12 protein-coding genes are annotated in these 13,957 nt (G+C 58.1%); 5 read left to right on the top strand and 7 right to left on the bottom strand.

What is annotated here, in order from left to right:
- The 3 genes from GHO42_RS11655 to GHO42_RS11665 form a co-directional block, all read right to left on the bottom strand.
- A partial coding sequence (locus GHO42_RS11655; RefSeq protein ID WP_153327829.1) for a CinA family protein occupies positions 1-341 on the bottom strand: 341 nt, incomplete at its 3' end.
- 22 nt (positions 342-363) lie between these two features.
- On the bottom strand, positions 364-708 hold the full coding sequence (locus GHO42_RS11660) for a phage holin family protein (protein WP_095003016.1): 345 nt from the start codon (positions 706-708) through the stop codon (positions 364-366).
- A gap of 280 nt (positions 709-988) precedes the next feature.
- The gene (locus GHO42_RS11665; RefSeq protein WP_095019810.1) at positions 989-1,714 is read right to left on the bottom strand and encodes an XRE family transcriptional regulator; all 726 of its coding nucleotides are present in this window, start codon (positions 1,712-1,714) and stop codon (positions 989-991) included.
- A gap of 188 nt (positions 1,715-1,902) precedes the next feature.
- Here GHO42_RS11665 and mutS point away from each other — a divergent pair, with 188 nt between their 5' ends.
- Both mutS and fdxA read left to right on the top strand, forming a co-directional pair.
- Positions 1,903-4,482: a DNA mismatch repair protein MutS gene (gene mutS / locus GHO42_RS11670; RefSeq protein ID WP_095003014.1), complete on the top strand. Its 2,580-nt coding sequence runs from the start codon at positions 1,903-1,905 to the stop codon at positions 4,480-4,482.
- A gap of 129 nt (positions 4,483-4,611) precedes the next feature.
- On the top strand, positions 4,612-4,935 hold the full coding sequence (gene fdxA, locus GHO42_RS11675; RefSeq protein WP_016779762.1) for a ferredoxin FdxA: 324 nt from the start codon (positions 4,612-4,614) through the stop codon (positions 4,933-4,935).
- A 135-nt stretch (positions 4,936-5,070) separates the two neighbouring features.
- Here the strand turns inward: fdxA and GHO42_RS11680 are convergent, their stop codons facing one another.
- The 3 genes from GHO42_RS11680 to GHO42_RS11690 all read right to left on the bottom strand — a co-directional run bounded on the left by GHO42_RS11680 (position 5,071) and on the right by GHO42_RS11690 (position 7,451).
- Positions 5,071-5,700 carry a CoA transferase subunit B gene (locus GHO42_RS11680; RefSeq protein ID WP_153327832.1) on the bottom strand — a complete coding sequence of 210 codons (630 nt, stop codon included), beginning with the start codon at positions 5,698-5,700 and terminating at the stop codon, positions 5,071-5,073.
- Between the two features lie 2 nt (positions 5,701-5,702).
- Entirely contained in the window at positions 5,703-6,401 is a 699-nt protein-coding gene (locus GHO42_RS11685) for a CoA transferase subunit A (protein ID WP_095020417.1), read from the bottom strand.
- Positions 6,402-6,794: 393 nt separating this feature from the next.
- Positions 6,795-7,451 (bottom strand): TetR family transcriptional regulator, encoded by a 657-nt coding sequence (locus tag GHO42_RS11690; RefSeq protein WP_095003031.1) that lies wholly within the window; start codon positions 7,449-7,451, stop codon positions 6,795-6,797.
- 265 nt (positions 7,452-7,716) lie between these two features.
- Here GHO42_RS11690 and GHO42_RS11695 point away from each other — a divergent pair, with 265 nt between their 5' ends.
- From GHO42_RS11695 to GHO42_RS11705, 3 genes are read left to right on the top strand one after another with little or no spacing between them, the layout of a single operon-like run.
- The gene (locus GHO42_RS11695) at positions 7,717-8,868 is read left to right on the top strand and encodes an efflux RND transporter periplasmic adaptor subunit (RefSeq protein WP_095003011.1); all 1,152 of its coding nucleotides are present in this window, start codon (positions 7,717-7,719) and stop codon (positions 8,866-8,868) included.
- 3 nt (positions 8,869-8,871) lie between these two features.
- Positions 8,872-12,033, top strand: a complete 3,162-nt coding sequence (locus GHO42_RS11700; RefSeq protein ID WP_095003010.1) for an efflux RND transporter permease subunit — start codon at positions 8,872-8,874, stop codon at positions 12,031-12,033.
- Entirely contained in the window at positions 12,030-13,481 is a 1,452-nt protein-coding gene (locus GHO42_RS11705) for an AdeC/AdeK/OprM family multidrug efflux complex outer membrane factor (RefSeq protein ID WP_016779756.1), read from the top strand. The genes GHO42_RS11700 and GHO42_RS11705 overlap by 4 nt, the downstream gene beginning before the upstream one ends.
- An 82-nt stretch (positions 13,482-13,563) precedes the next feature.
- Here GHO42_RS11705 and pcaC read toward each other — a convergent pair whose 3' ends face one another.
- Positions 13,564-13,956, bottom strand: coding sequence for a 4-carboxymuconolactone decarboxylase (pcaC, locus tag GHO42_RS11710; RefSeq protein ID WP_095003009.1), 393 nt, complete (start codon positions 13,954-13,956; stop codon positions 13,564-13,566).
- Position 13,957: the final 1 nt, after the last annotated feature.

Genomic DNA, 13,957 nt, shown 5'->3' on the forward strand with positions numbered 1-13,957 from the left:
GCCACACCACTGACCGCCACGGCAAATCGCGCCCCGCTTTGGGCCTGCGCACCCTGCACCATCGCCTCGACCACCTCGCGGCTGACCGCCCCCACCCGGGTGAATAAAGGCTCGGGAACCTCCAGTTGCCGGGTCTTTTGCTGGTTGGAGTAGGTCACAAACCCTGCCTCAAACCACGCGGAGCTGCCGGCAATACGGGTGATGGCCTCGGCAATGCCGCCACCGGTGCAGGACTCGGCGGTTGTCACCTGGGCATTGAGAGCCTTTAACAGCAGCCCGAGTTCAGATGCAAGTTGAGATATTTGATCCACTGTCCTCTCCTGATGGCGGGTCTGCGCCATAACCTACACCAAAAAGCGCCTGTTACGGCTCGATCCGCGAGTCACCGGGCGCAGCATCTACCCCGAGCCGCTTCGCGGCCCAGCGCTGGTACAGGCTGATTGCCGCATCTGCACCGGCCAGTGCGGTCAGGCAACCCAGGGCTCCTGCGGCCAGAATCGACATCCCGGCCGAGTACAGCAGCATAAAGGTCGAGACACCGCACACCACGCACGCGCCCGAACGCAACGCCAGGCGCCGCATCAGTGGCCATCCGCTGGTGCCGTCCTTGTCTGCCCGCCACATCTCGCCAAAAACGCCGCCTACCAAGGCAAGGAGGATGACCAGTAAAACCGGCATTTCCAGTAAGACTTGCGGTTCATTCATCATGTGATCACTCCTGTGTCCTTATTGATAAGCGCCAATTTCCGGTCTGGCTGAAACGTCATACCCCTGCCTGAGATCCATCGTTGGCCGCAATGGAATAAAGACTATGCATGTATGGATATACAGTCAATGCACCAGTGCATATATTTATTCGGACCATTTCAACAAGTCGGCCAAGACCTGCAAATACGGTGAGAATTGTCTGTTGGTTGGGTGAAAATACTGCTCGCGAAAGCTGATTCGCGAGCAGGCTCGCTCCCACAGGGTGTTCCAAGACTTATGGTTAGCGGGCGTACATGCCCCACCAGAACACATGACCAAGAATGACCAGTTGTTCATCCTCGAGATCGTTGTAGGCGTAGTCCTCATCCGGGAACTCGTCGCGATTGAAACTGCGCAAACGAATACCGCCCGCCAGGCGATACACCTGTTTCACCCGCAACTGGCCATTGTGATTGACCGCATACAGGTCGCCATCAACCACTTCGTCAAGGGTACGTTTGCCCGCATTGACTCCCACCGTTGCGCCATCGCGCAGGACTGGCAGCATGCTGTCGCCGCGTACGGTCACGCACTTGGCCTGATCGAACTCCACGCCGTTATGGCGCAGGCTGCGCTTGCCGAAACGCAACCTGGCGCGTTCGCTCTCCTCAATGGCAAAGCGCCCTGAGCCGGCGGCCAGTTCAACCTGACGCAAAAATGGAATGGACACTTCATCGTCCGCCACCGGGGTGTCGTCATCCCACAGGCAAATATCACGCAACTCTGGGTGACGTAGCTCGATTTCAGGCACCCGCACATCCTCCCGGCCGCGCAAGCGATCGGTGCTGATGTGGAAATACTCGGCGATTTTGGAGATATGCCTGTCGGAAGGATCGGCAATTTTGCCGCTCAATATTCGCGACAACGTAGGTTGCGGTACTCCCGTACTGCGGTGAAGCGCCATCGCGCTGATACCGTGCCGGGCCAGCAGCTCTTTAAGGACGGTTGAAACAGTTCGTTTTGACATGGCGGCAATAGTGCTGGCCGTGTTTATTGATGGCAAATGCTATTTCTTCTATTTATAGCAGCCAGTCAGCGCGCCCGGTGCGCACCTGTAGATGCAAGGGGCTGACATGTTAACCTTGCGCCCATTGCGAAAACCTCAGGCCACGGCCTGCCTTTCCCCCACTTCTGAACGAATCCGCCTAAGTCCTGATGAGTAAAAATACTTCCGACCTGTCCAGCCATACCCCGATGATGCAGCAGTACTGGCGCCTGAAGAACCAGCACCCTGACCAGCTGATGTTTTATCGCATGGGCGATTTCTACGAAATCTTCTACGAAGACGCGAAGAAAGCCGCCAAACTGCTGGACATCACCCTCACGGCACGTGGCCAGTCTGCCGGGCAGGCGATTCCGATGTGCGGGATCCCTTACCATGCGGCCGAAGGTTACCTGGCCAAACTGGTCAAGCTGGGGGAGTCGGTAGTGATCTGCGAGCAGGTCGGCGACCCGGCCACCAGCAAAGGCCCGGTTGAGCGTCAGGTCGTACGCATCATCACCCCGGGCACCGTCAGTGACGAGGCGCTGATGGATGAGCGCCGCGACAACCTGATTGCCGCGGTGCTGGGCGATGAGCGTCTGTTTGGCCTCGCCGTGCTGGATATCACCAGTGGCAACTTCTCGGTGCTGGAGATCAAGGGCTGGGAAAACCTGCTGGCAGAGCTTGAGCGCATCAACCCGGTTGAGCTGATGATCCCGGATGACTGGCCACAAGGCCTGCCAGCGGAAAAACGTCGTGGCGTTCGTCGCCGTGCGCCGTGGGACTTTGAGCGTGACTCGGCCCTGAAAAGCCTGTGCCAGCAGTTCTCAACCCAGGATCTAAAAGGCTTTGGCTGCGAAAACCTGACCCTGGCCATCGGCGCTGCAGGCTGCCTGCTCAGCTATGCCAAGGAAACCCAGCGCACGGCCCTGCCCCACTTGCGCAGCCTGCGCCATGAGCGCCTGGACGACACCGTGGTGCTCGATGGCGCCAGCCGCCGCAACCTGGAGCTGGACACCAACCTGGCCGGCGGTCGCGACAATACCCTGCAATCAGTGGTCGACCGTTGCCAGACCTCGATGGGCAGCCGCTTGCTGACCCGCTGGTTGAACCGTCCGTTGCGCGATTTGAGCGTGCTGCTGGCGCGCCAGTCTTCAATTACCTGCCTGCTCGATGGCTATCGCTTTGAAAAGCTGCAGCCACAGCTCAAGGAAATCGGTGACCTGGAGCGGATCCTGGCCCGTATCGGCCTGCGCAACGCGCGCCCCCGCGACCTGGCCCGCCTGCGTGATGCCTTGAACGCGCTGCCGGAACTGCAAGACGCCATGCTCGGCCTCGAAGCGCCGCACTTGCAGCAACTGGCCACGATCACCAGCACCTACCCCGAACTGGGCGCACTGCTGGAAAAAGCCATCAATGACAACCCACCCGCGGTGATCCGCGATGGCGGCGTGCTTAAAACCGGCTATGACGCCGAGCTGGACGAGTTGCAGGCACTGAGCGAAAACGCCGGCCAGTTCCTGATTGACCTGGAAGCCCGAGAAAAAGCCCGCACCGGCCTGTCCAACCTCAAGGTCGGTTACAACCGGGTCCACGGCTACTTTATCGAGCTGCCAAGCAAACAGGCCGAACAGGCTCCGGCCGATTACATCCGCCGCCAGACGCTCAAAGGCGCCGAACGCTTTATCACCCCTGAGCTGAAAGCCTTCGAAGACAAGGCCCTGTCGGCCAAGAGCCGTGCCCTGGCTCGTGAGAAAATGCTCTATGAGGCATTGCTCGAAGAGATGATCGGCCACCTCGCACCGCTGCAGGACACCGCCGCCGCCCTGGCCGAGCTGGATGTGCTGAGCAACCTGGCCGAGCGTGCGCTGAACCTGGACCTGAACTGCCCGCGCTTTGTTGAAGAGCCGTGCATGCGCATCAGCCAGGGTCGCCACCCGGTGGTCGAGCAAGTGCTGACTACGCCGTTTGTGGCCAACGACCTGGGGCTGGATGACAACACCCGCATGCTGGTGATTACCGGTCCTAACATGGGCGGTAAATCGACTTATATGCGCCAGACTGCATTGATCGTATTGCTGGCCCATATCGGCAGTTTTGTGCCAGCAGCCAGTTGCGAGCTGTCGCTGGTTGACCGGATTTTTACCCGGATCGGTTCCAGTGATGACCTGGCAGGTGGCCGTTCGACCTTTATGGTCGAGATGAGCGAAACCGCCAATATTTTGCACAACGCCACCGAACGCAGCCTGGTGCTGATGGACGAAGTGGGTCGTGGCACCAGTACCTTTGACGGCCTGTCCCTGGCCTGGGCTGCAGCAGAACGTCTGGCCCAGTTGCGCGCCTACACCTTGTTTGCCACGCACTACTTCGAACTGACGGTACTGCCCGAAAGTGAACCGCTGGTCGCCAACGTGCATTTGAGCGCAACCGAGCACAATGAACGTATCGTGTTCCTGCACCATGTTCTGCCGGGCCCGGCCAGCCAGAGTTATGGCCTGGCCGTGGCGCAACTGGCGGGGGTACCGAGTGAAGTCATCAGCCGTGCCCGCGAGCATTTGAGCCGCCTGGAGACCACCAGCCTGCCCCATGAAGTGCCACTTGCGAAGCCTGGCAAAAAGCCTGCGCCACAACAAAGCGACCTGTTTGCCAGCCTGCCGCACCCGGTGCTGGATGACCTTTCCAGGGCCGATCTGGACAACATGACGCCACGTAAAGCGCTCGATTTGCTCTACACATTAAAGACACGCCTTTAAAAGCTGCTAGAATCGCGCGCGGTTCGGGATGCTACTGACCTTTTAGCCTGGTCTTTAGATATCACTCCCGAACCCGGCGAACCCGTTCTGGAAGGGCTTCGCTGCCGCCGCCTGAGGAGAGAATTAGAAATGACCTTCGTCGTCACCGACAACTGCATCAAGTGCAAGTACACCGACTGCGTAGAAGTCTGTCCGGTGGACTGCTTTTACGAAGGCCCGAACTTCCTGGTGATTCACCCGGATGAGTGCATTGACTGCGCGCTTTGTGAGCCTGAATGCCCTGCACAGGCGATCTTCTCTGAAGATGAAGTGCCTGCCGGCATGGAGAATTTCATTCAGTTGAACGTCGAGCTGGCTGAAATCTGGCCAAATATCACTGAACGCAAAGACCCTCTGCCGGACGCGGCCGAGTGGGATGGCAAACCAGGCAAGATCGTCGACCTGGAACGCTGATTCACGTTTAAGCAAAAAGCCCCTTTTGGGGCTTTTTGCGTATTTGACTCGGCGAAAACACCTTAAAACTAGAAGGCAGTCGTCTGCGTAGCAGCAGCCTCGTTTCTACGGCACTTGCTACCAGAGGCTTGGCTCCTAACCGTTGATTGCGCAGCCCGTGGCCTCTTGAAGCTGCTCGCGGGTGACTCCCGGCGCCAGTTCCACCAGCTTGAGTCCTTGCCCGGTCACATCCAGCACGGCCAGGTCGGTGATAATCCGGTCGACCACGGCCACGCCCGTCAGCGGCAGATCACACTGCTTGAGCAGTTTATGGACGCCGCCCTTGGCCGTGTGCTCCATCAGCACGACAACGCGCTTGACCCCGGCTACCAGATCCATCGCCCCGCCCATGCCCTTGACCATCTTGCCGGGGATCATCCAGTTGGCCAGGTCGCCCTTCTCGGACACCTGCATCGCCCCCAGAATCGACAAGTTGATATGACCGCCACGAATCATCGCGAACGAATCGGCACTGTTGAAGAAGCTGCTCCCCGGCAAAGTCGTGATGGTTTGCTTGCCGGCGTTGATCAGGTCGGCATCGGCCTCATCGTCAGTCGGAAACGGACCAATGCCCAGCAGGCCATTTTCGCTTTGCAACCACACATCCATACCTTCAGGAATGTAGTTCGCCACCAGGGTGGGCAAACCGATACCCAGGTTGACGTAGAAACCGTCCTGCAGTTCTTGGGCGGCACGATGCGCCATTTCTTCACGAGTCCAGGCCATGGTCAGGCGCTCCGCACAGTGCGATGTTCAATACGTTTTTCCGGCGCAGCGTTGAGCACCAGCCGTTGTACGTAAATCCCGGGCAAATGCACCTGATCGGGCTCGATCTCGCCAACCTCGACAATCTCTTCCACTTCCACCACACACACCTTGGCCGCCATGGCCGCCAAAGGGTTGAAGTTGCGTGCCGTTTTATTGAATAGCAGGTTGCCAGAGGTATCGGCCTTCCAGGCCTTGACCAGGGCTACATCGGCGCGCAGTGAACGCTCCATGACATACCACTCGCCATCGAACTCCCGGGTTTCCTTGCCTTCAGCTACCAGCGTGCCGTAGCCAGTCTTGGTAAAGAACGCCGGGATACCCGCCCCGCCCGCCCGCAGCTTTTCCGCAAGGGTACCTTGCGGGGTGAACTCAAGCTCCAGCTCGCCCGCCAGGTACTGGCGCTCGAACTCTTTGTTCTCGCCAACATAGGAAGAAATCATTTTGCGAATCTGGCGCGTTTCCAGCAGTTGCCCCAGACCAAATCCGTCAACCCCGGCGTTATTGCTGATCACCGTCAGCTCGCGCTTGCCGGTATCGCGCAAAGCCGCGATCAGCGCTTCGGGGATACCGCACAAGCCAAAACCGCCTACAGCCAGGGTCATGCCGTCTTCGACCAGGCCTTGCAAAGCGGATTCAGCACTCGAGTAAATCTTGTTCACTTGTTATTCCTCGAATTGTCCACGACACACCACACCGTCGCAGTCTGTTTGCTTCAGTCGGGAGAGGAAAACAGCCTGGCAGTTGCCCGCTCCCCCGTTGCTGGCAGCTCTGGCCTGAGGCCAAAGCGTTGCTCAAGTGTAGGGGAAGCCAAGGCAGGAAGGGTTGATTGGAAAAAATAACCGAGAAAGATGCCGCCGTTCAGTAATCCTTAATCCGCAATCGCTTAGGATTAATTACATCTAGCTGTGGGACGTTTAACTAAACGATAACAATTTAGCTACAAAATACTTAGCTCGCTAACTTTAAACCCGCGGGCCAGACGTATATAAATGCCATCTGCCATCAAATGGCCCAAAGGGCAAAATCTTCACTCGCCTTATTGCTTGAGCCTACTAGACTCCCTCTCGGATATTGCCGGAGTTTCTTAAAGCTGGGCTTGTGCGCAGCATGTCCAGCCCCGTATCGACCCAGGATTGCGCGTGTGTGTACAGGTCAAAGCTGTCGGGAACCAGCAGCCATTGTCCGAGTATTCCGTCGATATAGGCATGCAGGCAGATGGCAGCACGGCGAACATCCAGATTTTCAGGGAGCTGTTGACGATGAATGGCATTGCTCAGGGCCAGCTCGATCCTGCTGTTGCAATCGAGCATCGCCATCTGGCGTTGAGCCCGTAAATCACACATTTCGTCAGTGAATTCGCACTTATGGAACAAAATTTCATTGATACGCCGGGTTTTTGGGTCAATGGCAACCTGGCGAAACAAGTGAATCAGCAATTGGCGCATGCAGCCAAGCGGGTCGACTTCGTTCTCGCTTTCGCTTGCCCTGGCCATTTCATCCAGAGGCTCATTCAAGCTGTCGAGCATGGCTTGAACCAACTCGGCCTTGTTGCTGAAGTGCCAGTAAATGGCACCACGGGTGACACCCGCCAGTGTGGCGATATCAGCCAGCGTCGTGCGGGCAACCCCGCGCTCATAGAAGGCCTGTTCGGCCGCTTCGAGGATTTTGCTCCGGGTCTCAAGAGCTTCTTCTTTGGTACGACGCACCATGGCAATAAAAACCTCAATCAGAAGGATCCGGGCCTCTACGGTCACTTGCCCGGACCAACATCGGGTGGCGCTTGTTATGCCTTATCCCGGTCTACTACACGCATGAAAAATGGCGCTGTAAGGCTTGGCGAGACAGCGTCCCACTATTTACAAACAGACACGAATGTAAGTATATTACTTAGCAAGCTATTTATCCACCCGGAACAGCTTTCTTTACCCTTCCACTATTCTTGTGCGCTTTCGCGTGCCTGACCCGAGGATCTTCATGCAATTCAAGCCAGCTGTTACCGCTCTGGTTGCTGCCATCGCCCTTGCTTCGCTGCTCAGCGGATGCAAAAAGGAAGAGGCAGCACCTGCCCCGCAAATCCCTCAGGTCGGCGTTGTCACGCTGAAAACCCAGCCATTTACCTTGACCACCGATCTGCCTGGCCGCACCGCGTCATATCGTTCGGCAGAAGTACGCCCGCAGGTAAACGGCATCATCCTCAAGCGCTTCTTTAAAGAAGGCAGTGACGTCAAGATCGGCCAGCAGCTCTATCAAATCGATCCGGCGATCTATGAAAGCGCCGTACTCAGCGCCCGCGCCACCCTGCAATCGGCAAAATCACTGGCTCAGCGCTACAAGCAACTGGTCGCCGAGCAAGCCGTAAGCCGTCAGGAATACGACAACGCCGAAGCCGCCCGCCTGGAAGCAGAAGCCGCGCTGAACACCGCCCAGGTTAACCTGCGCTACACCAAGGTGCTGGCGCCGCTGACCGGCCGCATCGGTCGCTCGCTGTACACCGAAGGTGCACTGGTCACCAGTGGCCAGGCCAACGCTTTGGCCGTGATCACCCAACTGGACCCGATCTACGTTGACGTGACCCAGTCCTCGGTAGAAATGCTCGAACTGCGCCGCGACCTGGCCAGTGGCCGTTTGAAGAAGGCCGGTGAAAACGCCGCCAAGGTCAAGCTGACCCTGCCTGACGGCAGCGAGTACGGCCAGGAAGGTCGCCTAGAGTTCGCCGAAGTCTCGGTTGATGAAACCACCGGTTCCGTCACCCTGCGCGCCGTATTCCCTAACCCTGACGAAACCCTGTTGCCGGGCATGTTTGTCCACGCGCAGCTGGAAGCAGGCATCGACAGCAATGCCATCCTCGCACCGCAGATCGGCGTGACCCACAACCTCAAGGGCCAACCGACTGCAATGATCGTTGGACCGGACAACAAGGTTGAGCTGCGTGTACTGCAAGCTTCGCGCACCGTTGGCAGCAACTGGCTGGTTGAGAAAGGCCTGAACCCTGGCGACCGTCTGATTACTGATGGCCTGCAATTCATCAAGCCTGGCATTGAAGTCAAGATCATGGACAAGCCACAAGGCGAAACCCCGGCATCTGCCCCGGCAACAGAAAAAGCTGCAGGCAGTAAAGGGGAATAAACCATGTCGAAATTTTTTATCGACCGTCCGATTTTCGCCTGGGTTATAGCCCTGGTGATCATGCTGGTCGGGGCTCTATCGATCCTGAAGTTGCCGATCAACCAGTACCCGAGCATTGCACCACCGGCCATTTCGATCTCCGTGACCTACCCGGGCGCTTCGGCGCAAACCGTGCAGGACACCGTGGTTCAGGTGATCGAGCAACAGCTCAACGGTATCGACCACCTGCGCTATGTGTCATCGGAAAGTAACTCCGACGGCAGCATGAGCATCACCGCCACATTCGAGCAAGGTACTGACCCTGACACCGCACAGGTCCAGGTACAGAACAAGCTCAACCTGGCGACCCCCCTGCTACCGCAAGAGGTACAGCAGCAAGGTATCCGTGTAACCAAGGCAGTGAAAAACTTCCTGATGGTTATTGGTGTGGTGTCTGAAAACGGCAGCATGAACAAGGACGACCTGTCCAACTACATCGTTTCCAACATGCAGGACCCGATCTCCCGTACCGAAGGTGTGGGCGACTTCCAGGTGTTCGGCGCCCAGTACGCCATGCGTATCTGGCTCGACCCGGTCAAGCTGAACAAATACAACCTGACTCCGGTGGACGTTAAATCGGCCATCAGCGCACAGAACGTTCAGGTGTCCTCCGGGCAACTGGGCGGCCTGCCTGCCGTCAAGGGTCAGGAGCTGAACGCGACCATCATCGGCAAAACCCGTCTGCAAACGGCTGAAGAGTTCAAAAAGATCCTGCTCAAGGTCAACACCGACGGCTCCCAGGTACGCCTGAGCGATGTCGCAGATGTTGCCCTGGGTGGTGAGAACTACAGCGTCAGCGCACAATTCAACGGCAAACCGGCATCGGGTATCGCGATCAAGCTGGCCCCGGGCTCCAACGCTCTGGACACGGCAAAGGCATTGCGTGAAACCATCAACGGCCTGGAACCCTTCTTCCCGGAAGGTATGAAAGTCGTTTACCCGTACGACACCACGCCTGTGGTTTCGGCATCGATCGAAGGTGTGGTGCACACCCTGGTCGAAGCGGTTGTACTGGTGTTCCTGGTGATGTTCCTGTTCCTGCAAAACTTCCGCGCCACCATCATCACCACGATGACAGTACCGGTTGTACTGCTGGGTACCTTCGGGATCCTGGCCGCCGCAGGCTTCAGCATCAACACCCTGACCATGTTCGGTATGGTACTGGCCATCGGCTTGCTGGTGGACGATGCGATCGTGGTGGTTGAAAACGTTGAGCGGGTCATGTCCGAAGAAGGACTGCCGCCCAAGGAAGCCACCAAGAAATCCATGGAGCAGATCCAGGGTGCCCTGGTAGGTATTGCGCTGGTGTTGTCGGCGGTATTGCTGCCGATGGCCTTCTTCAGCGGCTCCACGGGTGTGATCTATCGCCAGTTCTCGATCACTATCGTTTCGGCGATGGGCCTGTCGGTACTGGTTGCCCTGATCTTCACCCCGGCCCTGTGCGCCACCATGCTCAAGCCAATCCAGAAGGGTGATCACGGCGAGAACAAGCGCGGTTTCTTCGGCTGGTTCAACCGGACCTTCGACAATGGCGTGAAACGCTATGAAAAAGGTGTCGGCAGCATTCTGCGGCACAAGGCTCCGTACCTGCTGGCTTATGTGCTGATTGTGGTTGGCATGGTGTTCCTGTTTACCCGTATCCCTACCTCCTTCCTCCCGGAAGAAGACCAGGGCGTACTGTTTGCACAGGTTCAAACACCGGCAGGCACCACTGCAGAGCGCACCCAGCAAGTGATCGACCGGATGCGCGAATACCTGCTGGCCGATGAGTCGGACGCTGTGTCTTCGGTGTTTACCGTAAACGGCTTCAACTTCGCCGGCCGTGGCCAGAGCTCCGGCCTGGCGTTCATCATGCTCAAGCCGTGGGGCGAGCGCGATTCCGACAACAGTGTATTTGCACTGGCTGCACGGGCGCAGAAAGTGTTCTCCAGCTACCGCGATGCAATGGTGTTCGCTTTTGCCCCGCCTGCTGTAATGGAACTGGGTAACGCCACCGGTTTCGACGTGTACCTGCAAGACCGCTCCGGCATTGGCCACGAGAAACTGATGGCTGCACGCAATCAGTTCCTGGGGATGGCGGCTCAAAGCAAGATCCTGGCGGGCGTACGTCCGAACGGTCTGAACGATGAACCGCAATACAAGCTGCTGATCGACGATGAGGCCGCTCGCGCCCTGGGCCTGAGCATTTCGGACATCAACAACACCCTGTCCATTGGTCTGGGTGCCAGTTATGTCAACGACTTCATCGACCACGGTCGAGTCAAAAAGGTATTCCTGCAAGGCGAAGCTGACTCGCGGATGAACCCCGAAGACCTGAAGAAATGGTACGTGCGTAACGATCAAGGAACCATGGTGCCGTTCTCGGCCTTCGCCAAGGGCGAGTGGATCTACGGCCCACCCAAGCTGTCGCGTTACAACGGCGTAGAAGCGATGGAAATTCTCGGCGCTCCGGCTCCGGGCTATACCAGCGGTCAAGCCATGGCTGAGGTCGAAGCCCTGGCCAAGAAACTGCCAGCGGGTGTCGGTATTTCCTGGACGGGGCTGTCTTACGAGGAACGTCTGTCAGGTTCGCAAGCGCCTGCCCTGTACGCTATTTCCTTGCTGATGGTATTCCTGTGCCTTGCAGCACTGTACGAAAGCTGGTCGATTCCAATTGCGGTGATGCTGGTCGTACCCCTGGGGATCATCGGTGCGCTTATGGCCACCAGCCTGCGCGGGTTGTCCAACGACGTGTACTTCCAGGTGGGCTTGCTAACGACCATCGGTCTGGCCTCGAAAAACGCCATTCTGATCGTCGAGTTTGCCAAGGAACTGCATGAGCAGGGACGAAGCCTGGTGGATGCCGCGATCGAGGCGTGCCGCATGCGTCTGCGTCCGATCATCATGACCTCCCTGGCCTTCGTACTGGGTGTGGTTCCACTGGCCATCTCCACGGGCGCAGGCTCGGGCAGCCAGCACGCTATTGGTACCGGTGTTATCGGTGGCATGATCACCGCCACCGTACTGGCCGTGTTCTGGGTACCGCTGTTCTTTGTGGCCGTATCGTCCATTGGCGGCGGCAAGAATAAAGACACGGAAAAGAAAGTGGATCTGACTAAAACTCCAAACCAAGAGGCTGGCCAATGAGCAAGTCGCTTCTCGCAGTAGCTGTTGCAGCGTTTACGCTCGGCGGCTGCTCGCTGATCCCCGACTACCAGCGCCCTGAAGCGCCGGTAGCGGCGCAATACCCGCAAGGCCCGGCCTACTCGCCAACCGAGGCGGCCAGCAAGGCCGCTGCGGAACAGGGCTGGCGTCAGTTTTTCCATGACCCGGCGCTGCAGCAGCTGATCCAGACGGCTCTGGTCAACAACCGCGACCTGCGCGTCGCGGCGTTGAACATCGACGCCTATGCCGCGCAGTACCGCATCCAGCGCGCCGATCTGTTCCCGGCGGTTTCGGCCTCTGGCAGCGGTAGCCGTCAACGTACTCCGGCCAACATGTCGCAAACCGGCGAGTCGAGCATCACCAGTTCTTATTCGGCGACCCTTGGGGTCAGTGCATACGAGCTGGACCTGTTCGGCCGGGTTCGCAGCCTGAGCGATCAGGCGTTGCAGAACTACTTTGCAACCGAAGAAGCCCGACGCAGCACCCAGATCAGTCTGGTGGCCAGCGTCGCCAATGCCTACCTGACCTGGCAGGCTGACAAGGAACTGCTCAAGCTCACCGAAGACACCCTCAAGGCGTTCGATGAGAGCTACAAGCTCACTTTGCGCAGCAATGAAGTCGGTGTGGCCTCGGCCCTTGAAGTCAGCCAGTCGCGCACCTCGGTGGAAAACGCCAAGGTGCAGCTGGCCCGCTACACCCGTCAGGTGGCGCAAGATCAGAACAGCCTCGCGCTGTTGCTGGGCAGCACCATCCCGGACAACCTGCCGGCAGCCCAACCGCTGGCAGCCGACCTGTTGAGCGAAGTACCGGCTGGCTTGCCATCGGACTTGCTGCAACGTCGTCCGGACATCCTTGAAGCCGAGCACAAGTTGCTGGCCGCCAACGCCAACATCGGCGCGGCGCGGGCAGCGTTTTTCCCGAGCATCAGCCTCACGGCCAATGCCGGGACCTTGAGCCCTGACCTGTCGGGGCTGTTCAAGGGCGGCTCGGGCACCTGGTTGTTCTCACCGCAAATCAACTTGCCGATCTTTAACGCAGGGGCTTTGCGCGCCAGCCTGGACTACGCAAAAATCCAGAAAGAAATCACCGTTTCCCAGTACGAGAAAACAATCCAGACCGCCTTCCAGGAAGTTTCTGACGGTCTGGCAGCGCGTCAAACCTACAACCAGCAGTTGCAGGCGCAAACCGACTTCGTCAACGCCAACCAGGATTACTACCGTTTGGCCGAGCGTCGTTATCGGATTGGCATCGACAGCAACCTGACCTTCCTCGATGCCCAGCGCTCGTTGTTCAGCGCGCAGCAATCGTTGATCACCGACCGTCTTTCGCAGCTGACCAGTGAAGTCACGCTGTACAAGGCGCTGGGTGGCGGCTGGTACGAACAGACCGGGCAAAACCGCCCTGTTTCGGATCAGCCACCCAAGGCTTGATGCGTATCGGTTAAACAACAAACCCGCCTTATGGCGGGTTTGTTGTTTCAGGCTAGGGATGCAGATTGATCTGTAGCCGCTGTTACTCCCGCGACTCAACCCCCAATTCATCCCACACCGATTCAGCCAGATGAAACGTCGCATTGGCCGCCGGAATCCCGCAATAGATAGCACTCTGCATGATCACTTCCTTGATCTCGGCCCGGGTCACGCCATTGTTGGCCGCAGCGCGCAGATGCAGTTTCAGCTCTTCATTGCGGTTCATGCCGATCAGCATCGCGATGGTAATCAGGCTACGGGTATGGCGCGCCAACCCCGGACGAGTCCAGATATCACCCCAGGCGTGGCGGGTGATCATTTCCTGGAACTCGCTGTTGAACTCGGTCAGGGCATTGAGGCTACGATCCACATGGGCATCACCCAGCACCGCACGGCGTACTTGCATGCCCTCGTCGTAACGTTGTTTCTCGTCCACA

The sequence above is a fragment of the Pseudomonas sp. FSL R10-0056 genome (genome assembly GCF_009600105.1).
In the GTDB taxonomy this organism is placed as follows: Bacteria; Pseudomonadota; Gammaproteobacteria; order Pseudomonadales; family Pseudomonadaceae; genus Aquipseudomonas; species Aquipseudomonas bubulae.